This window comes from Streptomyces sp. C10-9-1 (assembly GCF_024497955.1).
GTDB lineage: Bacteria > Actinomycetota > Actinomycetes > Streptomycetales > Streptomycetaceae > Streptomyces > Streptomyces sanyensis.
Map to the genome: position 1 here is coordinate 417653 of NZ_JANHKP010000003.1, position 26845 is coordinate 444497.

Consider the following 26845-nt stretch of genomic DNA (forward strand, 5'->3'; position numbering starts at 1 on the left):
CGGTTCACACGCGAGAGCCCCACCCCTGGTACGGCTACCGACCTTCGCAGCGCCTTCCGGAGGGAGGCGCGCTTCGGCCGCTCCGCCACCCGAACGAGTGAACAACATGGCGGAGTTGGGGAACAACTTCCTCGGGCGTGCCGGGGCGGGGCGGACGGCGTGCCGGGCTGGACCTCGGGCCCCGGCTTTGGCAGGATGCCCGCCCGCACCTCCGGCCCGGGCCGGTGACCGCGGGGCGCCCGGCCTGACCAGGCGGTACGGAAGCCTCCGCGGCCCGCACGGGGGCGGGTGAAGGAGTCGTGCAGACTGGGCCCATGCGCATCGACGCCGCCACCGCCCCCGGCACCTGCGGACACCCCAACGAGGACTGGGTGTCGGCGGCTCTTCCCGTTCAGGGCCAGGGTGGATCACTTCTCGTCCTCGACGGGGTGACGCCCCCGCGGGACGGCGGCGGTTGTGTGCACGGTGTGCCCTGGTTCACGGCCCGGCTCGGCGGGGCGCTGGTCGAGCTGTGCGGTTCACGGCCCGAGCTGACCCTGCGGGCGATCCTCGCCCGGTCCATCCGGCGCACCGCGGACGCCCATCGTCAAACCTGTGACCTTTCTCACGTCCGCACGCCTCAGGCGACGGTCGCCCTGGCCCGCTGGGGCGCCCCGGACGGCGAGCTGGAGTACCTGGTGCTCTCCGACTCGGTGCTGCTGCTCCAGTCGCCGGGGGGCTCGGTCGAGCCGGTCCTGGACGACCGGCTCGGCCGGCTTCCGCGCGAGGCGCTGCGCAGCCAGGCCTCGGCGGACGCGCTGCGCAACGCCGAGGGGGGCTTCTTCACGGCCGCGGCCGACCCGGCGGTGGCCGAGCGGGCCGTGGCGGGCAGCGTGCCCCGCGGGCAGGTCCGGGCACTGGCCGCGCTCACCGACGGGGCCGCCCGCTGGGTGCAGATGTTCGCCGAGGGCGACTGGGCGGCGTGCATGAAGCTGCTCCGCGCGGAGGGCGCGCACGGGCTGATCGACCGGGTGCGGGCACGGGAGTCCGCGGCGGCCGCGCGCTCCGGGGCGCCGCGGTGGAAGCTCCACGACGACGCCACGGCGGTGCTCGCGGAGTTCTGAGCCGCCGCGCACGGGTGCCTCAGTCCTCGGCTCCGGCGTTCAGCTGGTGCAGCAGCCGCGCCAGTTCGGCCACCTCGCCGCGGTCCCAGCCGGCGAGCTTGCTGCGGTACCGCTCCCGCCGGGCGTCGCGCACGTGCCGGAAGCGGACCACGCCCTCGCGGGTGAGCCGTACCAGCGAGGCGCGGCCGTCGGCGGGGTCCGGGGTCCGGGCCACCAGGCCCAGGTCCTCCAGGGCCCGCAGCTGCCGGCTCATCGTCGCCTTGCCGACGCCGAAGTACCCGGCGAGTTCGGTGGCGCGCTGCTCGCCGGCCTCCTCCAGGCGGACGAGCAGACCGTAGGCGGCGGGCTCCAGTTCGGGGTGCACCTGCCGGGCCATCTCGCCCGACGACGCCCGCGCGCGGCGCAGGAAGACCGTCAGCTCCCTTTCGAGAGCGAGGAACTCGCGATCCACACCACTTCTCCCGTCCGGTCCGGCGGTGTCCGCCGGACCGCCCTCGCGCATGTCAGCACCCATTGCACGCTTCCTGGTCCCGAAAGTCTCCAGCGGCGGCCGGCATGTCCGCAGCTCGGCCAGTATTTCGCAGGTCCGGGCCGGGAGCGGGGCGGACGCCCGGCCCGCCCCCGGTGGAACGGGCGTGCGCGGTCGCCCGCGGGCGCGGGGCGCCGCCGGGGCGCGCCCGCCTCGGAGCGGTCCGTCAGGACCAGTGCGGCGGGCGGAGGAGGCCGTCCGGCAGCCGGGTGGCGGCGTCTCCCCGGGCCGCGTTCAGCTGGGGCTGGGTCAGGAACAGCGCCCCCGTCAGATCGGCACCGGCCAGCGCGGCGTCCCTCAGGTCGGCGCCGAGCAGGTCGGCCTGCCGGAGGTCGGCTTCCGCGAGGTCGGCGGCGATGAGGCAGGCCCCGCGCAGGCTGACACCGCGCAGGGACGCCCTCCGCAGCCGGGCCCCCACGAGATCGGCGCCGCGGCGGTCCCGCCGGCGGCCGCGGACCGCCGCGCGCGCCAGCTCGCTCGCCCGCCCGAGGAGCGGGCCCACCTCCCGGCGCCGGGCGTCCACGTCCACCTCCGCCAGCACCGCTGGCGCCAGGCGGGTCAGTGCCTCGATGCCGGCGCGGTGCTCCGCCAGCACCGGCCGCAGGGCGGCGGCCGCGGGCATGCCCTCGGCCTCCTGAAGGTGGCGCAGGAGTTCGTGCAGCTGCCGCACCACCGGGAAGACGGCGAACATCTCGGAGGCCGTCCCCGGGGCCTCGCGCCAGTCGGTCCCGCCGAAGACGACCTGCGAGACGTGCTGGCCCGCCCCGAAGCAGTCGTAGACGGTGCAGCCGCGGTAGCCGCTCTCGCGCAGCCGGGCGTGGATGCCGCAGGAGAAGTCGGCCCGCAGGTTGCCGCACGGGGTGCCCGCGGCCTTGTCGGCGGCGAAGTCGGCGGAGGCGGAGAACGGCAGGGCCGCGCAGCACAGCCCGAAGCACTGCGAGCAGTCGGCCTTCAGGGAGGTCATCCCGCCATTCTGCCCCTGCCGGCGGTGCCCGTGCCCGGCGCCTTCGCCGCCGGGCACGGGCGGGCCGCCGCACCGCCCCGCGTCAGGCCGCCGCGGGTACCGGCGCCTCGGCCGGGGCGAGGGCGAGGGCGAGCACCTGGCGGACGTCGCTGACCGGGTGGACGTCCAGCGTGCGGAGGATCTCGTCCGGGACGTCGTCCAGGTCCGCCTCGTTCCGCTTGGGGATCACCACCGTGGTGATGCCCGCCCGGTGGGCGGCCAGCAGCTTCTGCTTGACGCCTCCGACGGGCAGCACCCTGCCGGTCAGCGAGACCTCCCCCGTCATCGCCACGTCGGTGCGCACCAGGCGGCCGGAGAGCAGCGAGGCCAGGGCCGTGGTCATGGTGACCCCGGCGCTCGGGCCGTCCTTGGGCACCGCCCCCGCGGGGAAGTGGATGTGCACGCCCCGGTCCTTGAGGTCGGCGACGGGCAGCTCCAGCTCGGCCCCGTGGGAGCGCAGGAAGCTCAGGGCGATCTGCGCGGACTCCTTCATCACGTCGCCCAGCTGGCCGGTCAGCGTCAGCCCGGCCGCCCCCGTCTCCGGGTCGGCGAGCGATGCCTCCACGAAGAGCACGTCGCCCCCCGCCCCGGTGACGGCCAGCCCCGTCGCCACGCCGGGCACGGCGGTACGCCGCTCGGCGGGGTCCTGCGCGGACTCCGGGACGTGGTGGGGCCGCCCGATCAGGGCCCGCAGCTCGCCGTCGGTGACGGTGAACGGCAGCTCCCGCTCGCCGAGCTCGCTCTGCGCGGCGATCCTGCGCAGCAGCCGCGCCACGGAACGCTCCAGGTTCCGCACGCCCGCCTCCCGGGTGTACTCCCCCGCCAGGCGGCGCAGGGCGTTCTCGTCCACGGTGACCTCACCGGGCTCCAGTCCGGCCCGCTCCAGCTGCCTGGGGACCAGGTGGTCCCGGGCGATGACGACCTTCTCGTCCTCGGTGTAGCCGTCGAGGCGCACCAGTTCCATCCGGTCGAGCAGCGCCTCGGGGATGGCCTCCAGGACGTTCGCGGTCGCCAGGAAGACCACGTCGCTGAGGTCGAGCTCCACTTCCAGGTAGTGGTCGCGGAAGGTGTGGTTCTGCGCCGGGTCGAGCACTTCGAGGAGGGCCGCCGCGGGGTCGCCCCGGAAGTCGGAGCCCAGCTTGTCGATCTCGTCGAGCAGCACGACCGGGTTCATCGATCCGGCTTCCTTGACGGCACGGACGATGCGCCCGGGCTGGGCGCCGACATAGGTGCGGCGGTGTCCCCGGATCTCGGCCTCGTCGCGCACTCCGCCGAGCGCGACCCGGACGAACGAGCGCCCCATGGCGTGGGCGACCGATTCACCGAGCGAGGTCTTGCCGACTCCCGGCGGGCCCACCAGCGCGAGCACGGCACCGCCGCGGCGGCCGCCGACGACTCCCAGGCCGCGGTCGACGCGGCGCTTGCGCACCGCGAGGTACTCGGTGATCCGCTCCTTGACGTCCGTCAGCCCCGCGTGCTCGGCGTCCAGCACCCGCTGGGCGCCCGGGATGTCGTAGGCGTCCTCGGTCCGCGCGTTCCAGGGCAGTTCGAGGACGGTGTCCAGCCAGGTGCGGATCCAGGAGCCCTCGGGGGACTGGTCGCTGGCCCGCTCCAGCTTCTCGACCTCCTTCAGGGCCGCCTCGCGGACCTTGTCCGGCAGTTCGGCGGCCTCGACGCGGGCGCGGTAGTCGTCCGACTCCTCGCCCCCGGACTCGCCGTTGAGCTCGCGCAGCTCCTTGCGCACCGCGTCCAGCTGGCGGCGGAGCAGGAACTCCCGCTGCTGCTTGTCCACGCCCTCCTGGACGTCCTTGGCGATCGCCTCGGCGACCTCCTGCTCGGCCAGGTGCTCGCGCAGCTGCTCGGTGGCGAGGCGGAGGCGTGCGACGGGGTCGGCGGTCTCCAGCAGTGCGATCTTCTGCGCGGTCGTCAGGAACGGCGAGTAGCCGGCGTTGTCCGCGAGCTGCGAGACGTCCTCGATCTGCTGCACCCGGTCGACGACCTGCCACGCACCGCGCCGCTTCAGCCAGTCGGTGGCGAGCGCCTTGTACTCCTTCGCCAGCTCGGCGACCTGCCCCGGAAGCGGCCCGTCGCCGGAGGCCGCCCCCGGTGCACCCTCCTCGACGGCCGTGCCCTCGACCCACAGGGCGGCGCCCGGCCCCGTCGTCCCCGCTCCGATGCGGACCCGGCCGACCCCGCGGATCAGGGCGCCCGGGTCGCCGTCCGACAGCCGCCCGACCTGCTCGACGGTCCCCAGGACGCCGGTCGCGGCGTAGGTGCCGTCGACCCGGGGAACGAGCAGCACCTTCGGCTTGTTGCCGGAGGAGCGCGCCGCGGCCTGCGCCGCCTCGACCGCGGCCCGCACATCGGCGTCGGACAGGTCGAGCGGGACGACCATCCCCGGCAGGACGACCTCGTCGTCGAGGGGCAGGACGGGCAGCGTGAGCGGTGTACGGGCCGTGGAATCGGCAGCCATGATCTCCCCTTAGGCAGGCAAGTTGAGCTGTACCGACTCAATGCATGTGAGCCCAGGGATGTTCCCCACCTCCCGTTCGCTCTCAGCGATCGGGTGACCCACCCGTCCTGCGCGGGCCGGCCCTGCTCCTGCGGACGCACTCACCGCGCACCGCCGCCTCGCCGCCGCGTTCCGGGGTGCCCGGCATCCCTTCCGGAGCCCACACCCCCCTCCCGAGCGGGGACAGCCGCTTCAGGCCGTCCCGGCGGCGGCCCACCGGAAGAACCCGCGCGCCCCGCCCCTCCGCCCGGGGCCGGCGGCTGCTGTCGGTGGCACCTGTCACGATGCCCGGACATCGCCATGATCAGGAGGGACACATGGGCACCTGGGACGTCGGCCCCTTCGGCAACGACACCGCGGCAGACTGGTGCGGAGACCTCGACGACGCCTCCCCGGACGCGCGCCGGGGGATGGTTCGAGACACACTCGCCCGAGCAGCCGACGCCGCCGACCGCCTCGACGCGGAGACCGCCGATGAGGCCGTCGCCGCAGCCGCGCCGGTCGCCGCGCGACGCCCTGGCGGCGAGCCCGCCCACCCCCACTACGGACCGGACGAGCCCCTCCCCGATCTCACCGATCCACGCGCCCTCGCCCTCCGGGCCCTCGACCGCGTCATGACCGAGCCGTCCGAACTCCTGGAACTCTGGGCCGAACCGGACGGCGGCCCCTGGCAGGCAACCACCAACCGGCTCCGCAGCACACTCACTCCCCAGCCGCCGGGAGAACGACTCCACCCGAGCTGACCCCCCGCGGCCGTTCACCTGCCGGCTCCCCACCTGGAAGGTCCACATGAGCTGGGACGTCCTTCTCCTCCGCCTGCCCGACGGCATCGCCTCAGTGCAGGACATACCCGACGACTACACCCCGCCCCCACTCGGCCGACGGCACGAGGTCCTCGCGGCCGTGAGCCAGGCCGCCCCAGAAACCGACCTCTCGGACCCCACCTGGGGCGCACTCCCCGGACCCACCTGGTCCGTCGAACTCGACATCGGCGAGGAGGACCCCGTGGCCTCGGTCATGCTCCACATCCGCGGTTCCGGCGACGACGTGCTCACCCCCGTCTTCCGCCTCGCGGGCGCCCTCGGTTGCAGGGTGCTGGACTGCACCGCAGGAGACCTGATCACTCCACAGGAACTCTCGGGCTGGCACGCCTTCCAGGCGTTCCGCGACCGCGTGATCGGCCCTTCCCGCTGAGGCGCGGAGCCGCGACCGCGACCCGAGGGCGCAGAGCCGACCCGCACGGGTTCGGGCCGGCCAGGCCCGCTCGCCCCTCGTCCCGCGCCTCGGCGTCCGGTCACGACGCAGCGGCCGGCGCGGCCGGGCACCCGCCTCTCCCCCGGGCCGGGCCGAGCACCCGCAGGTGCCGCGGAGCCGGGGCGCCGATGCAGCGCGCCGGGGGGCTGTGATGAACTGACGTTCCATCATCACCGCACACGAGGGGGAGACTTGAGCGACGACATACCGGACGGTCAGGCGCCGGGCACCGCGGCGAGCACCGTCCAGGACCCCCGGGAGGCGCGCCGCGTCGGCAGACGGGCGCTGCTGTGGTCGGCCGTGGCCGTGGTGGCCTGGGCGTGGTTCGCCTACCTGATGGTCACCGACTACGCCTCGGCGTCCGGTGGGAGCATGTGCCGGGGGCCGCTGATCGACCCCGCGTACACCGAGTACGAGCGGTGCCGGGACTCCCTTCGCCAGTGGCCCGCGCTGCTGGGCGTCCTCGCCCTGGCGGTCATCACCAGCACGGTCGCGGCGGCCACCCTGGTGTACTCGAGAGTCCTCTACCGCCTGGCGCGCCGCGACGGGCACGTCATGTGGCCGCGGGACTGACGAGACCGGCGCGCGGGCCCTCCGGCGAACCGGCGGGCCCGCACCCGTACGCGCCCTCGCGCCCCTCGGCGGCGGGCTGCGGGCCGAAGCGGCGGCGGTAGTCGCTCGGGGAGAGTCCGGTCTCCCGGCGCATCAGCGCCCGCAGGCGGGCCGCACTGCCGAAGCCGCTGCGCCGGGCCACCGTCTCGACGCCGGTCTCCCCCCGTTCGATCAGCCGGCAGGCGAGGGCCAGCCGCTCCGCGGTCAGCCAGGCCAGCGGGGTGGTCCCGAGCTGGGCGCGGAACCGGCGGTGCAGGGTGGCGGGGCTGACCTTCGCCCGGGCGGCGAGGTCGGAGACGGTCATCGGTGCGTCCAGCCGGGCCTGCGCCCACGCCAGCACGGGGGCGAGGGACTCGTCCGGGGCGTCGGGGACGGGCCGCTCGACGAACTGCCGCTGCCCGCCGTCGCGGTGGGCGGCGAAGACGAGCCGGCGGCTGACCGCGCCCGCGACCTCGCTGCCGTGGTCGCGGCGCACGATGTAGAGCCCCAGGTCCAGCGCGGCCGCGCTGCCCGCCGCCGTCAGGATGTCGCCGTCGTCGACGAAGAGCACGTCGGCTTCGAGCCGCACGGCGGGGAAGCGGGTGCGGAACTCCTCCGCCCACTGCCAGTGGGCGGTGGCCCGGCGCCCGTCCAGCACCCCCGCCTCGGCCAGGGTGAACGCCCCGCTGCACAGGCCGACCAGGCGCGCTCCGCGGCGGTGCGCGCGCCGCACGGCGTCCAGCACCTCGGGGCGGCGGGGCACGGCGACGTCGGGCCGGTTGGGGACCACGAGGGTGTCCGCCGTCTCCGCTGCCTCCAGACCGGCGACCCCCGTGAGGGTGAAGAATCCGTCCCGCATGAGCGTCCGGGGCTCGGCGGCGCAGAGGCGGAAGTCGTACAGCTCGCGTCCGAGTTCCGGGCGGCGCAGCCCGAAGACCTCGGTGGTGCAGCCCAGCTCGAAGGGGTTGGAGTTCTCGTCCACGAGGACCACGACACGGTGCAGGCCGGACGGCCGCGCACCCGGCCCGTCGGCACGGGCCGCGGCGGGGGCCGCCGAGGAGACACGGGCCCGGTCGGCGAGCGCCGGAGGGGCGGTGGCGGGAGAGTGAGAGGATCCGGGCGACATATGCCATTCCTAGCACTCGTTCTCCCCCCGGCGGGCCGGGAACGATGGGCCCATGGACACACCCCTCTCCCTTGAAACCGCCCTGGCCTCCTTCCAGGCCCTGTGGAGCCCGCGCGTGGTCACCCGCGTCAACGACTACGACGTACGGATCGCCAAGGTGCACGGCGAGCACCTGTGGCACACCCACGAGGACACGGACGAGTTCTTCCTGGTCCTGGACGGCACGCTGCACATCGGCCTGCGCGAGCCGGCGGGCGAGCGCACGGTCCGGCTCGACCGCGGCGAGGTCTTCACCGTGCCGCGCGGCACCGAGCACCGGCCCTACGCCCCGGTCCCGACGTCGATCCTGATGTTCGAGCCGACCGGCACCGTCTCGGTCGGGGACCGGCACGAGGCGGTCCCCGAGCACGTCGACGCCACCACGGGCCACCCGCTGGAGCCCCGGACCGGACCGTGAGGAGCGGCCCGCGCCCCGGGGCCGGCACCCGCGGTGCGGGCCGGGGCGTGCGCCGGGGCGACGGGTGACCGGGATCACCCGGGCACGGTGTCGCGAGGAGTGGCCGGACACGGTCTAATGATCCACGTCAGTAATAGTCACTCATCAGATGAGTCACTTACTTCTCGTGGATCGGGAGCACCTGTGTCCCTCGGCAGCACCGCCTCCCTCGTCGAGGCATGGGTCCGCGGCTGGGTCGTCTCGCGCGGAGCGGCCGAGCCCGCGGCCCGCCCCTGGGGCTTCACCGTGGACGTCGGGCAGGCCCGCCAGGCGACCCGGCACGTGCTCACCGCCACCGACGAGGCCACCGTGCGCGAGGTGGCCGCCGCGACGGCCGCCCCGACCGTCTGGCTCAAGGTCTTCGCCGACCCGGCGCCGGTACGCCGGTGGGCCGGGCCCAAGTGGCGCGACGACGGCCCGGGCTGGCTCATGAGCTCCCCGCTGCGGCACGGCCCCCGCCCCGGCGTCCCCGAGGGCTACGCGCTCCGCGGCTGGCGGCGCGGCGGTGTGACCCGCGTGCTGGTGACCGCCCGCGACGGCTCCTTCGCGGCCCGCGGCCAGGTCGCCCCGACGGGCGGCACGGCCGTCCTCGACCGGATCGAGACGTCCGCGGCGCACCGTCGCCGCGGGCTCGGCCGGCTGGTGGTGCACGCACTGTGCGAGGACGCCCTCGCCCAGGGCGCCACCACCGGGGTGCTGGGGGGCACACCGGACGGACGGGCGCTCTACGAGGCGCTGGGATGGCGCGCGGAGGCTCCCCTGGTCAGCCTCCGCCACGCCGCCACGGACTGAACCTGCCCTCCGGCGGGAGCCACCGGGGGCGCCCCGCCCGCGGACACCGGCCCGGCACCGGGAGCCGCCGCCCCGCGGTTTGGCCGCCCCCCGGATGACCGGCCAGGATGAGGGCAGGCTCCCCGCAGTCCGACGCGCAACCGCCGCACCAGCCACCGGAGGTCCCCGCCATGCCGCTCCCCGCCGCCCCCGGAGCACCCGTCGTCCTGGAGCGGCGCGACGGCCCCCACGGCGAGGTGGTGCTGCGCCGGCGCGGGGAGGGGGCCGGGGCCGTCCACGAGATCATCGCCAACGGGTGCTTCCTGATGGACACCTCCGACGGCCGCTCCGAGCGGCTCCTCGTCGACGCCGCCCACGGCGCCCTGCGCACGGGCAACGTCGCCCCCAGCGTGCTGATCGGCGGACTCGGCGTGGGGTTCTCCCTCGCCCACGCCGCCGCGGGTTCCGACTGGCGGCGGATCGTGGTGGTCGAGCGGGAGCAGGCGATCGTCGACTGGCACCGCTCGGGGCCGCTGGCCGCCGTCTCCGGCGAGGCCCTCGGTGATCCGCGCTGCGTGATCCTTCGCACGGACCTGGTCGCGTACCTGCGCACCACCACCGACCGCTTCGACGCCCTGTGCCTGGACATCGACAACGGTCCGGACTGGACCGTCACCGAGGACAACTCGGCGCTGTACTCGCCCTCCGGTCTGGCCAGCTGCCGCCGGGCACTGAGGCCCGGCGGCGTGCTCGCGGTGTGGTCGGCCCAGCCGTCCGCCCCGTTCGAGGAGGCGCTGCGGAATGCCGGGTTCACCGCGGTACGGACGGAAGAGATCAGGGTTGCCCGGGGCGTTCCGGACGTCGTCCACCTCGCTGTTAGCCCTGCGTAGCCGTCGACGCGCGGATGCCCGTACGCTGCTGTGCACACGGGCCCCGGGGCCCGTCACCAACACCATGTCCAGGACGCAGGAAACGGGCCAAGAGGCGGGTCGATGGAGCAGACACACACGAGCCACAGCGGCGTGGCGGCGACGCCGGGCGCCCAGCGCCGGGTGCTCGTCGTCGAGGACGACGCGACGATCGTGGACGCCATCGCCGCCAGACTCCGGGCCGAGGGCTTCCTGGTCCAGACGGCGCTCGACGGCCCCGCCGCCGTGGAGGCGGCGGAGTCGTGGCAGCCGGACCTGATGGTGCTGGACGTGATGCTGCCCGGCTTCGACGGCCTGGAGGTCTGCCGCCGGGTGCAGGCGCAGCGGCCGGTGCCGGTGCTCATGCTCACCGCCCGTGACGACGAGACCGACATGCTGGTGGGCCTCGGAGTCGGCGCCGACGACTACATGACCAAGCCGTTCTCCATGCGCGAGCTCGCCGCCCGGGTGCACGTGCTGCTGCGGAGGGTGGAGCGGGCGGCCCTGGCCGCGGTGACCCCGCGCAGCGGGATCCTGCGGCTCGGGGAGCTGGAGATCGACCACGCGCAGCGCCGGGTGCGCGTGCGGGCCGAGGACGTCCACCTGACCCCCACCGAGTTCGACCTGCTGGTGTGCCTGGCCGGCACGCCCCGGGCGGTGCTCTCGCGGGAGCAGCTGCTCGCCGAGGTGTGGGACTGGGCCGACGCCTCCGGCACCCGCACCGTGGACAGCCACATCAAGGCGCTGCGGCGGAAGATCGGCGCGGAGCGGATCCGTACGGTGCACGGGGTGGGCTACGCCCTGGAGACGCCGGTTTCATGAGCCCGCGCCCGCGCGGCCGGCTGGGGTTCGGCACCCTCACGATCTCGATCAAGACGAAGCTGAGCACCCTCGTCGTCGTCTCGGTCCTGATCACCACCGGTCTGATGCTGATGGCCTTCCACAGCAAGACCGAGGTGCGGTTCATCACGATCTTCACGATGATCGCCACGCTGCTGATCACGCAGTTCGTCGCGCACGGGCTGACCGCGCCTCTGGACGAGATGAACCGGGTGGCCCGGGGCATCTCGCACGGCGACTACACCCGCCGGGTGCGGGGCGCGGACCGGCGCGACGAGCTGGGGGACCTCGCCGTCACGATCAACCGCATGGCCGACGACCTGGAGGCCGTGGACCGCCACCGCAAGGAGCTGGTGGCGAACGTCTCGCACGAGCTGCGCACCCCCATCGCCGCCCTGCGCGCGGTGCTGGAGAACGTGGTCGACGGGGTCTCCTCGGCCGACCCGGAGACCATGCGCACGGCGCTGACGCAGACCGAGCGGCTGGGCCGGCTGGTGGAGACGCTGCTGGACCTGTCCCGTCTGGACAACGGGGTGCTGCCGCTGCGGGCCCGCCGCTTCGAGGTGTGGCCGTACCTGTCCGGGGTGCTCAGGGAGGCCAACCTCGCCTCCTCGCAGCGGGGGCCGGCCTCCGGTTCGGGCCGCCACACCCGTACCGACGTGCATCTGCACCTGGACGTGTCCCCGCCGGAGCTGACCGCGCACGCGGACGCGGAGCGGCTCCACCAGGTCGTGGCCAACCTCATCGACAACGCCGTGCGGCACTCGCCCCCGCACGGCCGCGTGACGGTGCGGGCCCGGCGCGGCTTCGGGCACGAGTCGCTGGAGCTGGAGGTGCTGGACGAGGGGCCGGGCATCCCGGAGCAGGAGCGGCACAAGGTCTTCGAGCGCTTCAACCGCGGCCAGACCGCCTCCCCGCACGGTCCGGGCAGCGACGGCGGCACGGGGCTGGGGCTGGCGATCGCCCGCTGGGCGGTGGATCTGCACGGCGGCCGGATCGGCGTGGCCGAATCTGCACGAGGCTGCCGCATACGCGTCACCCTTCCGGGCATTCCGGCACCCCGGGGTTGACGTAGGGTTCGAACCGGAAGGCCTTGCCCCGCGTACTCGGGGGCGAGGCGGGAAGAAGGCTACAGGCCACGAGGGCCGCGGCCGTGAGGCCGCGTACCCTCGCCTGTGCGGAACTGGATGTGTTTCCCGCCATTCACAACCCCGAAACCCGTCTTTCGGTGTGACTTGCGCGACGATGCACCGCCCGGTCTGCACCTCCCGGCCAGGGAGGCGTAGCCTTTATTTCCGCTGTCCATCACCTTGTGAAGCGGAAGAGGGCGGTTCTCGCCGTGTCGTCTCAGTCCCCCAGTAACTCGAGCCTCCAGGCCGACCAAGGCGCCCAGGGTCAGAGCCCTGCCGCCGCCTTCGGTGCCAACGAGTGGCTCGTCGACGAGATCTACCAGCAGTACCTCCAGGACCCGAATTCGGTCGATCGTGCCTGGTGGGACTTCTTCGCCGACTACAAGCCGGGAGCCGGCGCGGCGGACAAGGACAAGGCGGCCGGCACCGCCACGGCCCCCACCCCGGCCCCCGCTGCGCCCGCCGCGCAGCCGGCGGCGGCTCCCGCGCAGGCCGCCGCCCCCGCGCCCGCCCGCCCCGCGGCCGCCCCGGCCGCTCCCGCGAAGGCCCCCGCTCCCGCGCCGAAGGCCGCACCGGCGAAGAAGCCGGCCGCCGAGGCGCCCGCGGGCACCGAGTTCGTGACGCTCCGCGGGCCGTCCGCCGCCGTGGCGAAGAACATGAACGCCTCGCTGGAGCTGCCCACGGCCACGTCCGTGCGCGCGGTGCCGGTGAAGCTGCTCTTCGACAACCGCATCGTCATCAACAACCACCTCAAGCGGGCCCGGGGCGGGAAGATCTCCTTCACCCACCTCATCGGCTACGCCATGGTGCAGGCCATCAAGGCCATGCCGTCGATGAACTGGAGCTACGCGGAGAAGGACGGCAAGCCGACGCTGGTCAAGCCCGACCACGTCAACTTCGGCCTCGCCATCGACCTGGTGAAGCCCAACGGCGACCGCCAGCTCGTCGTCGCGGGCATCAAGAAGGCCGAGACGCTGAACTTCTTCGAGTTCTGGCAGGCCTACGAGGACATCGTCCGCCGCGCCCGCAACAACAAGCTGACGATGGACGACTTCACCGGCGTCACCGTCTCGCTGACCAACCCCGGCGGCCTGGGCACCGTCCACTCCGTGCCCCGCCTGATGCCCGGTCAGTCGGTCATCATGGGCGTCGGCTCGATGGACTACCCCGCCGAGTTCCAGGGCACCTCCCAGGACACCCTGAACAAGCTGGGCATCTCGAAGGTGATGACCCTCACCTCGACCTACGACCACCGCGTCATCCAGGGCGCCGCGTCCGGCGAGTTCCTGCGGATCGTGGCCAACCTCCTGCTGGGCGAGGACGGCTTCTACGACGACGTCTTCGAGTCGCTGCGGATCCCCTACGAGCCGGTCCGCTGGCTCAAGGACATCGACGCCTCGCACGACGACGACGTCACCAAGGCCGCCCGCGTCTTCGAGCTGATCCACTCCTACCGGGTGCGCGGCCACGTCATGGCCGACACCGACCCGCTGGAGTACCGCCAGCGCAAGCACCCCGACCTGGACATCACCGAGCACGGGCTCACGCTGTGGGACCTGGAGCGCGAGTTCGCCGTCGGCGGCTTCGCCGGCAAGTCGATGATGAAGCTGCGCGACATCCTCGGCGTGCTGCGGGAGTCGTACTGCCGGACCACCGGCATCGAGTTCATGCACATCCAGGACCCGAAGCAGCGCAAGTGGCTGCAGGACCGGGTGGAGCGCCCGCACACCAAGCCCGAGCGCGAGGAGCAGCTGCGCATCCTGCGCCGGCTGAACGCCGCCGAGGCCTTCGAGACCTTCCTGCAGACCAAGTACGTCGGCCAGAAGCGCTTCTCGCTGGAGGGCGGCGAGTCGGTCATCCCGCTGCTCGACGCGGTCATCGACTCCGCGGCCGAGTCGCGCCTGGACGAGGTCGTCATCGGCATGGCCCACCGCGGCCGCCTGAACGTGCTCGCCAACATCGTGGGCAAGTCCTACGCGCAGATCTTCCGCGAGTTCGAGGGCAACCTCGACCCGAAGTCGATGCACGGCTCCGGCGACGTGAAGTACCACCTGGGCGCCGAGGGCACCTTCACGGGCCTGGACGGCGAGCAGATCAAGGTCTCGCTGGTCGCGAACCCCTCCCACCTGGAGGCCGTCGACCCGGTCCTGGAGGGCGTCTCCCGCGCCAAGCAGGACATCATCAACAAGGGCGGCACCGACTTCACCGTGCTGCCGATCGCGCTGCACGGCGACGCGGCCTTCGCGGGCCAGGGCGTCGTGGCCGAGACCCTCAACATGTCCCAGCTGCGCGGGTACCGCACCGGCGGCACGGTCCACGTCATCATCAACAACCAGGTCGGCTTCACCGCCGCCCCGGAGTCCTCGCGCTCGTCGATGTACGCGACCGACGTGGCCCGCATGATCGAGGCGCCGATCTTCCACGTGAACGGCGACGACCCCGAGGCCGTGGTCCGCGTGGCCCGGCTGGCCTTCGAGTTCCGCCAGGCGTTCAACAAGGACGTCGTGATCGACCTCATCTGCTACCGCCGCCGCGGTCACAACGAGGGCGACAACCCGCAGTTCACCAACCCGCAGATGTACAACCTGATCGACAAGAAGCGCTCGGTGCGCAAGCTGTACACCGAGTCGCTGATCGGCCGGGGCGACATCACCCTGGAAGAGGCCGAGCAGGCGCTCCAGGACTTCCAGGGCCAGCTGGAGAAGGTGTTCGCCGAGGTCCGCGAGGCCACCAGCCACCCGGCGCCGACGCACGTCCCGGACGCCGAGCCCGAGTTCCCGGTCTCGGTGACCACCGGTGTCTCCCAGGAGGTCGTCAAGCGGATCGCCGCCTCCCAGGTGAACATCCCCGACGGGGTCACCGTCCACCCGCGCCTGCTGCCGCAGCTCCAGCGCCGCGCCGCCTCCGTGGAGGACGGCACCATCGACTGGGGCATGGGCGAGACGCTGGCCATCGGCTCGCTGCTGATGGAGGGCACCCCGGTCCGCCTGTCGGGCCAGGACACCCGCCGCGGCACCTTCGGGCAGCGCCACGCGGTCCTGGTCGACCAGGAGACGGGCGAGGACTACACCCCGCTGCTCTACCTGACCGAGGACCAGGCCCGCTACAACGTCTACGACTCGCTGCTCAGCGAGTACGCGGCCATGGGCTTCGAGTACGGCTACTCGCTGGCCCGCCCGAACGCGCTGGTCATGTGGGAGGCGCAGTTCGGTGACTTCGTCAACGGCGCGCAGACGGTCGTCGACGAGTTCATCTCCTCGGCCGAGCAGAAGTGGGGCCAGCACTCCGGTGTCACGCTGCTGCTCCCGCACGGCTACGAGGGCCAGGGGCCGGACCACAGCTCGGCCCGCCCCGAGCGCTTCCTCCAGCTCTGCGCGCAGAACAACATGACGGTCGCCATGCCGTCGCTGCCGTCGAACTACTTCCACCTGCTGCGCTGGCAGGTGCACAACCCGCACCACAAGCCGCTGATCGTCTTCACCCCGAAGTCGATGCTGCGTCTGAAGGCCGCGGCCTCGAAGGCGGAGGAGTTCACCACGGGCGGCTTCCGCCCGGTCATCGGCGACGACAGCGTCGACGCGAGCGAGGTCCGCAAGGTCGTCTTCACCTCCGGCAAGGTCTACTACGACCTCGACGCGGAGCGGAAGAAGCGCGGCGCCACGGACACCGCGATCATCCGCCTGGAGCGCCTGTACCCACTGCCGGGTGCCGAGCTCCAGGCCGAGATCGCGAAGTTCCCGAACGCCGAGAAGTACCTGTGGGCCCAGGAGGAGCCGGCGAACCAGGGTGCCTGGCCGTTCATCGCGCTCAACCTGATCGACCACCTGGACCTGGCCGTCGGTGCGGACATCCCGGGTGCCGAGCGCCTGCGCCGCATCTCGCGCCCGCACGGCTCCTCGCCGGCCGTGGGCTCGAAGAAGCGCCACGAGCAGGAGCAGGAGCAGCTGGTCAACGAGGTGTTCGACGCCTGACCGGACACGGTCGCGCCGTACCCGAGGCCCGGTGCCCCCGAGCGGGGGTGCCGGGCCCCGGCCGTCCGGGCCGCCGCCGGGGGGCGTGCGGGGCGGTGGGTACGCTGTCCCCATGTACTTCACCGACCGCGGCATCGAGGAACTGGAGAAGCGGCGCGGCGAGGAGGAGGTCACCTTCGAGTGGCTCGCCGAGCAGCTGCGCACCTTCGTCGACCTGAACCCGGACTTCGAGGTCCCGGTCGAGCGCCTCGCGACGTGGCTCGCCCGCCTCGACGACGAGGACGAGGACTAGGCGGCGCGCCCCGCCGCAGGGAGCCCGGCACACCGTGGGTGTGCCGGGCTCCTGTGTGTCCGCCGGGCACGGCGCGGCTCCGCGTCAGGGGCTTGCCGCGCGGCGCGGGAGCCCGCGGGCGCCGTGGGGGCGGCCGCGGTCCGTCGGCAAGGCGCCCGCGACGCCCGGCCCGGGTTGGCGCCCGGCCCGGGGTGCGGCGGCGGAGGGCCCGGTCCGCGACCGGGAGGAGAGCGCTAGGCGGGCGGCGGACAGGAGCCGGACCGGGGGTCCGGCTCCACGGCGCCCTCTTCCGGGGCCCCGGCAGGACCGGGCCGGGCGGGGTACCCGGCACCGCGGCCGGGCGCGGGACCGGAGGCGGGCTCCGGACCGGTAGGGGCGAGCACGGCGGCGTCCCCCGCCCGGTTCCCTCCGGGCGCAGCAGCGGTGCGTGGGTCCGGGAGCCGGGCACCGGGTCGGGGCCGAGGCGGCCGCTGACGCTGCGCGTCGCCCCGCACTCCCCGCGCGGAGCCGCCACGGCGCGGCGGACGCAGACGACCGGGAGGCGGAGGCCCCGGGCCGGGACGGAGCCTGCGCGGTCGGCGTCCGGCCCCCGGGCGGGCACGGGGCCGTCGGTGCGGAGGGAGGGCGTGCCCACCCGGAGGCCGCCTCGGCGGCCTCGCCCCCGGTCGTCCACGGCCGCCCCCGGGTGGCCCTCCGCCGCGGCTTCGCAGCGAGCAGGATCCCAGCGGCGGAGCGGTCCGGCGGGCCGCGGCCGGACGGGACCGGACCGGCGCGGCACCCGCGCTCACGTGCACGGGGTCCCCGCACACGGTGCGGCACACGGCCCGTCCCGCCCGGCCTCTCCCCGCTTCGGCAGGGCCGCCGGTCCGGCGGGGCGCACCGGGGGCGCTTGACACCCGCAATCCGCGATATATCGTGTCTTGCAGAAGACGCGATATGTTGCGTCCCCGTCGGACCGGGAGGTCAGCACGATGGCAGAGACGGCATGGGAAGTCGGCGAGCCCCGCACACTCGCCTTCGACGAACCGGTGACCACCCTGCGGGTGCGCATCGTGGACGGAACGGTCAACGTCGTGGGCAGCGAGGAGGGTTCCGCCCGCCTGGAGGTCTCCGCGGTCGAGGGCCCGCCCCTCCGCGTCACCCACGAGGGCGGCACGCTGACCGTCGGCTACGACGACGTGCCGTGGAAGACCCTGCTGAAGTGGCTCGACCCCAAGGGCCCGCGGCGCAGTGCCGTGGTCTCCCTCGTGGTGCCCGCCGGGGCGCGCGTCGAGGTCGGCGCCGTCGGCGCGAACGCGGTGGTCTCGGGGATCCGCGGCACCACGGCCCTGCGCGGGGTGACCGGGGACGCCACCTTCGTCGGCCTCTCCGGCGCCGTCCAGGCCGAGACCGTCTCCGGCGGCCTGGAGGCCCAGGCCCTGACCGGCGACCTGCGCTACCAGTCCGTCTCCGGCGACCTCACCGTGATCGAGGCCGCCGGCTCCGCGGTCCGGGCGGAGTCCGTGAGCGGCGACATGGTCGTCGACGTGGGTGAGGCGGGCGGCCCGGCCGACATCCGGCTGACCACCGTCACCGGCGAGGTCGCCATCCGCCTCCCGCACCCGGCCGACGCCCGGGTCGAGGCCAGCACCGCGGGCGGGACCCTGTCGAGCGCCTTCGAGGACCTGAGGGTCGGCGGGCAGTGGGGCTCGAAGCAGATCACCGGCACCCTCGGATCGGGTGCCGGGAGGCTCCGGGCCACCACCGTCTCCGGCTCCATCGCGCTGCTGCGCAGGCCGCCGGCGGACGAGGACGGCACACCCCCGGCAGCGGACGCCCCGGCAGGAAAGGTTCTCTGAGATGCCCCCCGTCTTCGCCCACGGCAGGCTTCGCCTCTACCTGCTCAAACTGCTCGACGAGGCCCCCCGCCACGGCTACGAGGTGATCCGCCTGCTGGAGGAGCGGTTCCAGGGGCTGTACGCGCCGAGCGCGGGCACCGTCTACCCCCGGCTGGCCAAGCTGGAGGCCGAGGGGCTGGTCACCCACGCCACCGAGGGCGGCCGCAAGGTCTACTCGATCACCGCGGCCGGCCGCGCCGAACTCGCCGAGCGCAGCGGGGAGCTGGCCGACCTGGAGGTGGAGATCCGCGACTCCGTCTCCGAGCTGGCCGCCGAGATCCGCGACGACGTGCGCGGTGCGGCGGGCAAGCTGCGCAGCGAGATGCGCGCCGCCGCGGACGAGACCCGCGGCGACGGCTCCCGGGGGGCCGGGCGCGGCCTCGGGGACCTGGGCGCCCTCGGCCCCGACGGAGAGGCGTGGCGTGCCGCCAAGGAGGAGCTGCGCCGCGCCAGGCAGGAGTGGCAGGAGCAGACCCGGCGGGCGAAGGACGAGTCGCGGCGGGCCAGGGAGGACGCCAGGGCCGCACGCCGGCAGGCACGGGAGGCGCAGGAGACCGCCCGTGCCGAGATGGAGCGGATCGCCCGTCAGGTGCAGGAGCAGGTGCAGGAGCGCCTCACCAGGGGTGAGTGGCCCACCGGCATGCGCCAGGGCCTGTCCGACCTGGTCGGACAGCTCGGCGGGCTGGCACGGGGCGCCGCGGGACCCGAGGGCGCACGCCCCGCGGCGGCGGGCACCGGCCCCGGCGGGACCGAGGACGCGGCCGGCGACGGCTCCGCCGACCCGGCCCGCGAGCTGGAGCGGCTGCTGGACCGGTTCCGGGACGAGGTGCGCGACGCGGCGCGCGACCGCGGAGTGACGCGCGAGCAGCTGTCCGAGGCCCGGCGCCACCTGTCGACGGCCGCGGCGCACCTCTCTGCCGTGCTGCGCCCCGACCGGGGCTGAACGGCCCACCGGCGGGCCCGGGGCCCTTGCGCGGCCCCGGCCTCCGGCGCCCCCGTGTCCGGGGGCTCAGTCCCGCGCCCCGGCCCGCGCGGTCACCTCCACCGCGGCGCCGGGCCGGGCCAGGACGCGGACCACGGCGGAGCGCCCCGGCCGCACCACCCGGTCGGGGCTCCACGCCGGGCCGGACACGGCGATGCGCCACCCGCCCGGGTGCGGGGGCAGGGACAGCTCCGTGACGCCGGGCCGCGCCCGGTAGGCCAGCCGGTAGGTCCCCCGGTCGCGGTCGTAGGCCGCGCGCGGGTCCCGGCCGGCCAGGGCCTCCGCGTAGGGGGCGGCGGTCCGCTCCTTGTTGAGCCGGAAGCGGCCCTGCCCGTCGAGGGCGCAGTAGCCGCCCCCGTAGCACCAGACGTAGCCCGCCCAGCCGGATCCGTAGCGGGCGAGGAAGGCGAGGGCGTCCCGGTAGAAGCGGCCCATGTTCGGCAGGGCGTTGTTGAGCGGCCCCCACTCCCCCACCACCACGGGGACGCCGTGGGCGCGCGGGTAGACGGTGGCGGCCGCCTCGTAGGCCTCGATCCACCCCGCCGACGGGTCGTAGTCCGCTCCGGCCTCCATGGCCGTGTTGTAGAAGTGCGGGGCGTAGACGACCCGGGGGTCCTCGATCCGCCCGAGACCGGTCGGGACGCCCTCGCCGACGATCGGCGTCGGCTCCACGAACAACCGGGTGGTGCGGTCCACGGCACGCACGGCGCGGGCCAGCCGGTTGTACATCGGGGTGAGCTGCTCGCGCTCGATCCGCCGGGCGGCCGCGGCCAGGTCCTCGCCGGGCCGGAGTTCGCCCATGGGCTCGTTGATCAGGTCGTAGCCGAACACGGCGGGATGGCCGCGGAACCGCTCGGCCAGGGTGCGCCACATGCGCTGCTGCGCCCGCCGCAGGTCGGCGTCCTCGTAGAGGTGGGTGAAGGCGCGCTGCACGGCCGGTTCGAAGTACTCGGCGAACCAGTCGTCCGGGTGGGGCGTGAACGGCAGGCCGTCGGTGCGCGTCGCCCACGCGGGGATGCCCCGGTGCCCGAAGGCCGGTCCGAAGACGTCCTGGTGGGCGTCGATCAGCACCCTGACCCGGTGGCGGTGGGCCCAGTCGAGGATGCGCTCGATCCGGTCGAGGTAGGCGTGGCTGTAGCGGCCGGGGCGCGGCTCCAGGTCGTCCCAGAAGACGAGCAGGCGGGCGAAGCCGAACCCGTGGGCCCGCAGGTCGCGGAAGTGGCGTTCGGTGATCGCGGAGAGCGCGGCCTCGCCCCGGTTGGCCTTGTCCTCGACGTTCCAGCCGCGCAGGGTCAGCAGCCGCCCCCGCTCGTCGGTGAGCGGCGGGACACCCCCGCCCGGTGCCGCCGCGGGGGCGGGCGCGCCGGGCGGCGGGAGGCCGTCCGCACGGGCTGCCGCGGGGGCTTCGAGCAGCGTGGTGCACAGCAGCAGGGCCAGCAGCGGGAGCAGTCGGCGGTACACGGCAACCTCCGGCACGGTCGGTCGTACGAGACGCGGGACTGTGCCGGAGATCCCATCAGCCGGGCCGACGGTGCCTCAAGAGGGCGTCAGGCGCCCGTCAGGACGATCTTCCCGAACAGGTCGCCCGCCGCCAGCCGCTCGAAGCCCTCCCGGGCCCGGTCCAGGGGCAGTTCGCGGTCGATGACCGGCCGCACCCCGGTGGCGGCGCAGAAGGAGAGCAGGTCCTCCAGTTCGTCCTTGGAGCCCATGGTGGAGCCGACCACCTTGAGTTCCAGGAAGAAGATGCGGGTCAGCTCGGCGTGCGAGGGGCGGTCACCGCTGGTCGCCCCGGAGATGACCAGGGTGCCGCCGGGGCGCAGCGACTTCACCGAGTGGGACCAGGTGGCCGCGCCGACCGTCTCGATGACCGCGTCCACCCGGCGCGGCAGGCGGGCGCCGGGCTCGTAGGCGTCCTCCGCGCCGAGTTCGACGGCCCGCTTGCGCTTGGCCTCGTCACGGCTCGTGGCGTACATCCGCAGACCGGCGGCCTTGCCCAGCACCAGCGCCGCGGTGGCCACACCGCCGCCGGCGCCCTGCACCAGGACGGAGTCGCCCGGGCGCACGCCCGCGTTGGTGAAGAGCATCCGGTAGGCGGTGAGCCATGCCGTCGGCAGGCAGGCGGCCTCGGCGAAGGACAGCTCCTTGGGCTTCGGCAGGACGTTCCAGGTGGGCACGGCGACCTGCTCGGCGAAGGTGCCCTGGTAGCGCTCGGTGAGGATGGAGCGCGGCTCGTCGGGGCCCACGCCGTGGCCGCTCTGGCCGATGACGGAGTGGAGGACGACCTCGTTGCCGTCCTCGTCGATCCCCGCCGCGTCGCAGCCGAGGATCATCGGCAACCGCTCCGGCGGGAGGCCCACACCGCGCAGCGACCACAGGTCGTGGTGGTTGAGCGAGGCGGCCTTGACGGTGACGGTGGTCCAGCCGGGGCGGGTCTCGGGGGCCGGGCGCTCGCCCAGTTCGAGGCCGGTCAGGGGCTGGTCGCGGTCGGTGCGGGCTGCGTAGGCGGCGAACATGGCCCCGAGCGTAGGGCGGTGGGGTGCGTGGCGGAACCACGCAGCGGTGTGACGCGCATCCCGTGCGTGTCGCCGCGGTGCGCGGACGGGGCGGGCGGGTGGGCCCCGGTGCACGGGACGGGCAACGGGCCGCCCCCCGCACGGGGGCGGCCCGCGTGCGGGGAGCGGCAGGTCCGTCAGCGCCGGGCGACGCCCTCCGCCCGGGCGGCGGCGGCCACCGCGGCGGTGACCGCCGGGGCGACCCGCTCGTCGAAGGGCGAGGGGATCACGTAGTCGGCCGACAGGTCGTCACCGACCACGTCCGCCAGGGCGTTGGCCGCGGCGATCTTCATGCCCTCGGTGATGCGGGCGGCCCGCACCTGGAGGGCTCCGGCGAAGATGCCGGGGAAGGCCAGGACGTTGTTGATCTGGTTCGGGTAGTCCGAGCGCCCGGTCGCCACCACGGCCGCGTAGCGGTGCGCGACGTCCGGGTGGACCTCCGGGTTCGGGTTGGCCATGGCGAAGACGAACGCCCCGGGCGCCATCGACGCGACGGCCTGCTCGGGCACCGTGCCGCCCGAGACGCCGATGAACACGTCGGCCCCCGCGAGCGCGCTCTCCAGCGAGCCGCTGAGCCCGGCCCGGTTGGTGAGCTCGGCGAGTTCCCGCTTGACCGGGGTGAGGTCCTCGCGGTCGCGGCTGACGACGCCCTTGCGGTCGGCGACCGCCACGTCGCCGAGCCCGGCCGCCAGCAGGAACTTCGCGATGGCCACGCCGGCCGCGCCGGCCCCCGAGATGACCGCCCGCAGATCGCCGAGACCGCGGCCCGTCAGCTTCGCCGCGTTGCGCAGGGCCGCGAGGGTGACCACGGCGGTGCCGTGCTGGTCGTCGTGGAACACAGGGATGTCGAGGCGCTCCTGGAGCCTGCGCTCGATCTCGAAGCACCGCGGCGCCGAGATGTCCTCCAGGTTCACGCCGCCGAAGGAGGGAGCGAGGCGGACGACGGTGTCGACGATCTCGTCGGTGTCCGTGGTGGCGAGCGCGATCGGGACCGCGTCCACGCCGCCGAACTGCTTGAAGAGGATCGCTTTCCCCTCCATGACCGGAAGGGATGCCTCCGGACCGATGTCGCCGAGGCCGAGCACCGCGGTCCCGTCCGTCACCACGGCGACGACCTGGGACTTCCAGGTGTAGTCGTGGACGAGCTCGGGCCGCTCGGCGATTGCGGTGCACACCCTGGCGACGCCGGGTGTGTACGCGAGTGACAGATCATCCTTGTCCCGCACGGGCACGGTGGCCTGGACGGCCATCTTGCCGCCGCGGTGCAGGGCGAACGCCGGATCGAAGGGCTCGTCGGCACTCTCCGTGTCGGCATCGTCGCTGCGAGGATTGACGATCTCCGCTGCCATGGGTTGACCCCTTAAGTCTTCATCAGTTGAGGGTGGCCACTCCTGGTTGAGGAGGGGTGGGCGGGCACCGCGTCCGTACCCTGCGCCGGGCGGTTGGCCCGCCCGGACAGGGCGTGATTCGCACGCGCGGGCGCGCCGCACAACGCGCCCTGAGCCCCGGATGAGGGGTGTAAGGACCCTTCTTACCGGACGGAGCACACCGCAGACGAGTCGTTTGCGCCGCGGTGACGCGCTTCATAGCCGGGAACCGGGGCAAGTGCGCCGGTACGGCGGAATCCACCCAGAAGGCGCATCGGCAAGAGATCCTCCGGCGAGACGTGGCGTTTCCAGCGAAAGATGCGGCCGGGATGTGCCGCCTGCTGACGTTCGGGGGTGCCCGTTATCCGATTTTGACATGCGTGAGCCCCTGATTGGGCTAGTCCGAATGGCAAGATGCCGAAAACACACAAGGTCGCGACACTCGAAGGTGAGTGCCACGACTTCTGGCACATCCCTCTACACACGCCGGAGGACCCCGATCATGACCGCAAGCACCAAGCGCAGCGCCGGAGCCGCCAAGCCCAGGACGTCCCGTACGTCCCGGATGGTCGTGGCAGGCGCCATCGCGGTCGCCGGCGCCATGCTGATGACCGCCTGTGGCGACCAGACCGACAGCGCCGACGAGGGCACCAAGGAGACGGGCTCCACCTCCACCGCGCCGCTCGCCGACAAGCTGCCGCAGTCCATCAGGGACAAGGGCGTCATCACCGTCGGCTCGGACATCGCCTACGCGCCCATGGAGTTCATGGACGAGAACAACAAGCCCGCGGGCGTGGACATCGACCTGGCCAACGCCATGGGCGAGGTCCTCGGTGTGGAGTTCAAGTTCGAGAACGCCACCTTCGACCAGCTCGTGCTGGGCATGAACAACGGCCGCACCGACATCGTCATGTCCTCCATGACGGACACCAAGGAGCGCCAGCAGGGCGCCACCGAGGACGCCAAGGGCGGCGCCGACTTCGTGAACTACTTCAAGGCCGGCTCCGCGCTGCTGGTCCAGAAGGGCAACCCGGAGAACGTCTCCTCCCTCGACGACCTGTGCGGGCTGACGGTCGCCGCCCAGCGCGGCACCGCCAACGAGACCCTGCTCAAGGACCAGCAGGCGAAGTGCGGTGACGACAAGATCAAGGAGTTCATCTCCGACCAGGACACCGACTCGATCACCCAGCTCCAGACCAAGCGCGCGGACGTCGTGATCACCGACTTCCCCGTCGCCCTGTACAACGCGCTCAACGCGGGCGGCGGCAACCTCTTCGAGGTGGTCGGCGACCAGATCGACGCCGCGCCGTACGGCATCGCCGTGAGCAAGGAGAACACCGAGCTGCGCGACGCCCTCCAGGCAGCCGTCCAGCAGATCATCGACGACGGCTCCTACGGCGAGGTGCTGAAGGAGTGGAAGGCCGAGTCCGGCGCCATCGAGAAGGCCACGGTCAACGCCGGTCAGTGAGCCGGTGCTCCGGACCCCTCCATACGTAAGGCAGCATCTTCGTGACTGACCCCCTCGACAAGGTCCCCGCCGACGTCCCACCGGACGGCGGCGGGGGCGAGTCCCCCCGCAAGGCCCCCGCGGCGGCGCCCGACACCATCAAGGCCATCCCGGTCCGGCACTACGGCCGCTGGGTCGGCACCGCCGTGGTGCTGGTCCTCGTGGCACTGCTGGTGAAGGCCTTCGCCGGCGCGAACATCCAGTGGAGCGTCGTCGGTGAGCAGATCACCAACGGCACCTTCGCCCTGGGTGCCTGGGAGACACTCAAGATCACCGTCTACTCGATGCTGATCGGCGTCGTCCTCGGCACCGTGCTCGCGGTGATGAGGCTCTCCCCGAACCCGGTGCTCTCCTCCGTGGCCTGGGCCTACATCTGGTTCTTCCGCGGCACCCCGGTGCTGGTGCAGATCCTGCTGTGGTTCAACCTCTCCATCGTCTTCGCGACGCTGGACCTCGGCTTCATCTACAAGAACGAGATGAACCAGGTCATGACGCCCTTCGTGGCCGCGCTGCTGGCGCTGGGCCTCAACGAGGCGGCGTACATGGCGGAGATCTGCCGGGCCGGAATCCAGTCCGTCGACCAGGGGCAGACCGAGGCCGCGCACGCCCTCGGCATGAAGAGCACCAAGACCATGCGCCGCATCGTGCTGCCGCAGGCCATGCGTGTGATCATCCCGCCCACCGGCAACGAGTTCATCAACATGCTCAAGACGTCCTCGCTGGCCTTCGCCATCGGGTACGGGGAGCTGTTCCTGCGCGGCCGTGAGTTCGGCTCCCGGACGCTCGCCATCATGGAGGGCTACATCGTCGTCTCCCTGTGGTACCTGGCCCTGACGACCGTGTTCACGATCGGGCAGTACTACCTTGAGCGCTACTTCGCCCGCGGCGCGAACCGCGCGCTGCCGCCCACGCCGCTCCAGCGGCTGAAGCGCCAGCTGACCTCGTTCCGCGTGCCCAGCAAGGTGGGAGGGACGACGGTATGACGTCCACGACGGCACAGCCGATGGTGAGGGCGGAGAACGTCCACAAGTCCTTCGGCCACGTGAAGGTCCTCCAGGGCATCGATCTGGAGGTCGCCCCCCAGGAGGTGTTCTGCCTGGTCGGCCCGTCCGGCTCCGGCAAGTCGACCTTCCTGCGGTGCATCAACCACCTGGAGAAGATCAACGGCGGGCGGCTCTGGGTCGACGGCCAGCTGGTGGGCTACCGCCAGAAGGGCGACAAGCTCTACGAGCTGCGGGACAGCGAGGTCGCGGCGCAGCGCCGGGACATCGGCATGGTCTTCCAGCGCTTCAACCTGTTCCCCCACATGACGGCGCTCGCCAACGTGATGGAGGCGCCGGTGCAGGTCAAGGGCGAGTCCCGGGCGGTCGCCCGGGCGCGTGCCGAGAAGCTGCTGGACCGGGTCGGGCTGAAGGACAAGGCGGGGAACTACCCCGCGCAGCTGTCCGGCGGCCAGCAGCAGCGTGTGGCCATCGCCCGCGCGCTGGCGATGGAGCCGAAGCTGATGCTCTTCGACGAGCCGACCTCGGCCCTCGACCCCGAGCTGGTGGGCGAGGTCCTGGACGTCATGCGCGGTCTCGCCGAGGACGGCATGACGATGATCGTCGTCACCCACGAGATGGGCTTCGCCCGCGAGGTGGGCGACTCCCTGGTGTTCATGGACGGCGGCGTGGTGGTCGAGTCGGGCAACCCGCGCGACGTCCTGAGCAACCCGCAGCACGAGCGCACCCAGGCGTTCCTGTCGAAGGTGCTCTGAGCCGAGGGGCCCGCACCGGACGGGCGCGGGCCCCAGCACGAGGGGCGGTACGGGCCCGTGGCCCGTACCGCCCCTCGTGGCGTCCGGCGCGGCCGCCCCGCCCGGGCCGCGTCCGGCACACGGCGCTGTCCGCCCGCAGGGCGGGGTGCACGGAGTCCGGTGCGTGCGGTCGCACGGCGGAGGGCCATCCTCGTACGGGACGCACGTGGGCGGCTCCGGCGACGCAGCGGGTGTGCGTGCCGGACGCCGCCCGCGGGGCGGGGTGCGTCCGGCGCGGC

At 73.5% G+C, this 26845-nt stretch carries 23 protein-coding genes; 16 read left to right on the forward strand and 7 right to left on the reverse strand.

What is annotated here, in order from left to right; translation table 11 throughout:
- Nucleotides 1–314: 314 nt before the first annotated feature.
- Entirely contained in the window at nt 315–1103 is a 789-nt protein-coding gene (locus tag NPS70_RS06420; protein WP_256523031.1) for a protein phosphatase 2C domain-containing protein, read from the forward strand.
- 19 nt (nt 1104–1122) lie between these two features.
- Here the strand turns inward: NPS70_RS06420 and NPS70_RS06425 are convergent, their stop codons facing one another.
- The 3 genes from NPS70_RS06425 to lon form a co-directional block, all read right to left on the reverse strand.
- A complete protein-coding gene (locus NPS70_RS06425; protein ID WP_256523078.1) occupies nt 1123–1605 on the reverse strand; it encodes a MarR family winged helix-turn-helix transcriptional regulator in 483 nt (160 codons plus the stop codon).
- A 193-nt stretch (nt 1606–1798) separates the two neighbouring features.
- Entirely contained in the window at nt 1799–2596 is a 798-nt protein-coding gene (locus NPS70_RS06430; RefSeq protein ID WP_256523032.1) for a pentapeptide repeat-containing protein, read from the reverse strand.
- 82 nt (nt 2597–2678) lie between these two features.
- Nucleotides 2679–5108: an endopeptidase La gene (gene lon / locus NPS70_RS06435; RefSeq protein WP_256523033.1), complete on the reverse strand. Its 2430-nt coding sequence runs from the start codon at nt 5106–5108 to the stop codon at nt 2679–2681.
- 356 nt (nt 5109–5464) lie between these two features.
- On the opposite strand from lon, the gene NPS70_RS06440 reads away from it, so the two are divergent.
- The 3 genes from NPS70_RS06440 (at nt 5465) to NPS70_RS06450 (ending at nt 6974) form a co-directional block, all read left to right on the forward strand.
- On the forward strand, nt 5465–5890 hold the full coding sequence (locus tag NPS70_RS06440) for a DUF4259 domain-containing protein (protein WP_256523034.1): 426 nt from the start codon (nt 5465–5467) through the stop codon (nt 5888–5890).
- A gap of 46 nt (nt 5891–5936) precedes the next feature.
- Nucleotides 5937–6341, forward strand: a complete 405-nt coding sequence (locus NPS70_RS06445; RefSeq protein ID WP_256523035.1) for a hypothetical protein — start codon at nt 5937–5939, stop codon at nt 6339–6341.
- Between the two features lie 252 nt (nt 6342–6593).
- Complete coding sequence (locus tag NPS70_RS06450; protein WP_256523036.1) at nt 6594–6974, forward strand: hypothetical protein; 381 nt, start codon at nt 6594–6596, stop codon at nt 6972–6974.
- On the opposite strand, the gene NPS70_RS06455 is transcribed toward NPS70_RS06450, so the two are convergent.
- Entirely contained in the window at nt 6955–8118 is a 1164-nt protein-coding gene (locus tag NPS70_RS06455; RefSeq protein WP_256523037.1) for a GlxA family transcriptional regulator, read from the reverse strand. The genes NPS70_RS06450 and NPS70_RS06455 overlap by 20 nt on opposite strands.
- A gap of 52 nt (nt 8119–8170) precedes the next feature.
- Between NPS70_RS06455 and NPS70_RS06460 the strand changes: the two genes are divergently transcribed.
- The 9 genes from NPS70_RS06460 to NPS70_RS06500 all read left to right on the forward strand — a co-directional run bounded on the left by NPS70_RS06460 (nt 8171) and on the right by NPS70_RS06500 (nt 19346).
- On the forward strand, nt 8171–8575 hold the full coding sequence (locus NPS70_RS06460; protein WP_256523038.1) for a cupin domain-containing protein: 405 nt from the start codon (nt 8171–8173) through the stop codon (nt 8573–8575).
- Between the two features lie 183 nt (nt 8576–8758).
- Nucleotides 8759–9406 (forward strand): GNAT family N-acetyltransferase, encoded by a 648-nt coding sequence (locus tag NPS70_RS06465; RefSeq protein ID WP_256523039.1) that lies wholly within the window; start codon nt 8759–8761, stop codon nt 9404–9406.
- A 170-nt stretch (nt 9407–9576) separates the two neighbouring features.
- On the forward strand, nt 9577–10275 hold the full coding sequence (locus NPS70_RS06470; protein ID WP_256523040.1) for a spermidine synthase: 699 nt from the start codon (nt 9577–9579) through the stop codon (nt 10273–10275).
- 102 nt (nt 10276–10377) lie between these two features.
- Nucleotides 10378–11115, forward strand: coding sequence for a response regulator transcription factor (locus tag NPS70_RS06475; RefSeq protein ID WP_256523041.1), 738 nt, complete (start codon nt 10378–10380; stop codon nt 11113–11115).
- The gene (locus NPS70_RS06480) at nt 11112–12203 is read left to right on the forward strand and encodes a HAMP domain-containing sensor histidine kinase (RefSeq protein WP_256523042.1); all 1092 of its coding nucleotides are present in this window, start codon (nt 11112–11114) and stop codon (nt 12201–12203) included. Before NPS70_RS06475 ends, NPS70_RS06480 begins: the two co-directional genes overlap by 4 nt.
- 269 nt (nt 12204–12472) lie before the next feature.
- Nucleotides 12473–16234, forward strand: coding sequence for a multifunctional oxoglutarate decarboxylase/oxoglutarate dehydrogenase thiamine pyrophosphate-binding subunit/dihydrolipoyllysine-residue succinyltransferase subunit (locus NPS70_RS06485; protein ID WP_256523043.1), 3762 nt, complete (start codon nt 12473–12475; stop codon nt 16232–16234).
- A gap of 112 nt (nt 16235–16346) precedes the next feature.
- Nucleotides 16347–16526: a DUF6104 family protein gene (locus tag NPS70_RS06490; RefSeq protein ID WP_128557595.1), complete on the forward strand. Its 180-nt coding sequence runs from the start codon at nt 16347–16349 to the stop codon at nt 16524–16526.
- Between the two features lie 971 nt (nt 16527–17497).
- Nucleotides 17498–18364: a DUF4097 family beta strand repeat-containing protein gene (locus NPS70_RS06495; protein ID WP_256523044.1), complete on the forward strand. Its 867-nt coding sequence runs from the start codon at nt 17498–17500 to the stop codon at nt 18362–18364.
- A 1-nt stretch (nt 18365) separates the two neighbouring features.
- Entirely contained in the window at nt 18366–19346 is a 981-nt protein-coding gene (locus NPS70_RS06500) for a PadR family transcriptional regulator (protein ID WP_256523045.1), read from the forward strand.
- A 66-nt stretch (nt 19347–19412) separates the two neighbouring features.
- Here NPS70_RS06500 and NPS70_RS06505 read toward each other — a convergent pair whose 3' ends face one another.
- From NPS70_RS06505 to NPS70_RS06515, 3 genes are all read right to left on the reverse strand, one after another.
- Nucleotides 19413–20846, reverse strand: coding sequence for a cellulase family glycosylhydrolase (locus NPS70_RS06505; RefSeq protein WP_256523046.1), 1434 nt, complete (start codon nt 20844–20846; stop codon nt 19413–19415).
- A gap of 86 nt (nt 20847–20932) precedes the next feature.
- Entirely contained in the window at nt 20933–21898 is a 966-nt protein-coding gene (locus NPS70_RS06510) for a zinc-binding dehydrogenase (protein WP_256523047.1), read from the reverse strand.
- 176 nt (nt 21899–22074) lie between these two features.
- A complete protein-coding gene (locus NPS70_RS06515; protein ID WP_256523048.1) occupies nt 22075–23286 on the reverse strand; it encodes an NADP-dependent malic enzyme in 1212 nt (403 codons plus the stop codon).
- Nucleotides 23287–23806: 520 nt separating this feature from the next.
- Between NPS70_RS06515 and NPS70_RS06520 the strand changes: the two genes are divergently transcribed.
- The 3 genes from NPS70_RS06520 to NPS70_RS06530 are packed head-to-tail and all read left to right on the forward strand — an operon-like array spanning nt 23807 to nt 26567.
- On the forward strand, nt 23807–24772 hold the full coding sequence (locus NPS70_RS06520; protein ID WP_256523049.1) for an ABC transporter substrate-binding protein: 966 nt from the start codon (nt 23807–23809) through the stop codon (nt 24770–24772).
- A gap of 41 nt (nt 24773–24813) precedes the next feature.
- Nucleotides 24814–25794 (forward strand): amino acid ABC transporter permease, encoded by a 981-nt coding sequence (locus NPS70_RS06525; protein ID WP_256523050.1) that lies wholly within the window; start codon nt 24814–24816, stop codon nt 25792–25794.
- Nucleotides 25791–26567: an amino acid ABC transporter ATP-binding protein gene (locus NPS70_RS06530; RefSeq protein ID WP_305885484.1), complete on the forward strand. Its 777-nt coding sequence runs from the start codon at nt 25791–25793 to the stop codon at nt 26565–26567. The genes NPS70_RS06525 and NPS70_RS06530 overlap by 4 nt, the downstream gene beginning before the upstream one ends.
- Nucleotides 26568–26845 lie beyond the last annotated feature (278 nt).

Excerpts from the sequence above, each read along its gene's own strand:
- NPS70_RS06420 (WP_256523031.1), top strand. The coding sequence starts at position 315 with ATGCGCATCGACGCCGCCACCGCCCCCGGCACCTGCGGACACCCCAAC.
- NPS70_RS06425 (WP_256523078.1), bottom strand. The coding sequence starts at position 1,605 with ATGCGCGAGGGCGGTCCGGCGGACACCGCCGGACCGGACGGGAGAAGT.
- NPS70_RS06430 (WP_256523032.1), bottom strand. The coding sequence starts at position 2,596 with ATGACCTCCCTGAAGGCCGACTGCTCGCAGTGCTTCGGGCTGTGCTGC.
- lon (WP_256523033.1), bottom strand. The coding sequence starts at position 5,108 with ATGGCTGCCGATTCCACGGCCCGTACACCGCTCACGCTGCCCGTCCTG.
- NPS70_RS06440 (WP_256523034.1), top strand. The coding sequence starts at position 5,465 with ATGGGCACCTGGGACGTCGGCCCCTTCGGCAACGACACCGCGGCAGAC.
- NPS70_RS06445 (WP_256523035.1), top strand. The coding sequence starts at position 5,937 with ATGAGCTGGGACGTCCTTCTCCTCCGCCTGCCCGACGGCATCGCCTCA.
- NPS70_RS06455 (WP_256523037.1), bottom strand. The coding sequence starts at position 8,118 with ATGTCGCCCGGATCCTCTCACTCTCCCGCCACCGCCCCTCCGGCGCTC.
- NPS70_RS06460 (WP_256523038.1), top strand. The coding sequence starts at position 8,171 with ATGGACACACCCCTCTCCCTTGAAACCGCCCTGGCCTCCTTCCAGGCC.
- NPS70_RS06470 (WP_256523040.1), top strand. The coding sequence starts at position 9,577 with ATGCCGCTCCCCGCCGCCCCCGGAGCACCCGTCGTCCTGGAGCGGCGC.
- NPS70_RS06475 (WP_256523041.1), top strand. The coding sequence starts at position 10,378 with ATGGAGCAGACACACACGAGCCACAGCGGCGTGGCGGCGACGCCGGGC.
- NPS70_RS06480 (WP_256523042.1), top strand. The coding sequence starts at position 11,112 with ATGAGCCCGCGCCCGCGCGGCCGGCTGGGGTTCGGCACCCTCACGATC.
- NPS70_RS06490 (WP_128557595.1), top strand. The coding sequence starts at position 16,347 with ATGTACTTCACCGACCGCGGCATCGAGGAACTGGAGAAGCGGCGCGGC.
- NPS70_RS06495 (WP_256523044.1), top strand. The coding sequence starts at position 17,498 with ATGGCAGAGACGGCATGGGAAGTCGGCGAGCCCCGCACACTCGCCTTC.
- NPS70_RS06500 (WP_256523045.1), top strand. The coding sequence starts at position 18,366 with ATGCCCCCCGTCTTCGCCCACGGCAGGCTTCGCCTCTACCTGCTCAAA.
- NPS70_RS06510 (WP_256523047.1), bottom strand. The coding sequence starts at position 21,898 with ATGTTCGCCGCCTACGCAGCCCGCACCGACCGCGACCAGCCCCTGACC.
- NPS70_RS06515 (WP_256523048.1), bottom strand. The coding sequence starts at position 23,286 with ATGGCAGCGGAGATCGTCAATCCTCGCAGCGACGATGCCGACACGGAG.
- NPS70_RS06520 (WP_256523049.1), top strand. The coding sequence starts at position 23,807 with ATGACCGCAAGCACCAAGCGCAGCGCCGGAGCCGCCAAGCCCAGGACG.
- NPS70_RS06530 (WP_305885484.1), top strand. The coding sequence starts at position 25,791 with ATGACGTCCACGACGGCACAGCCGATGGTGAGGGCGGAGAACGTCCAC.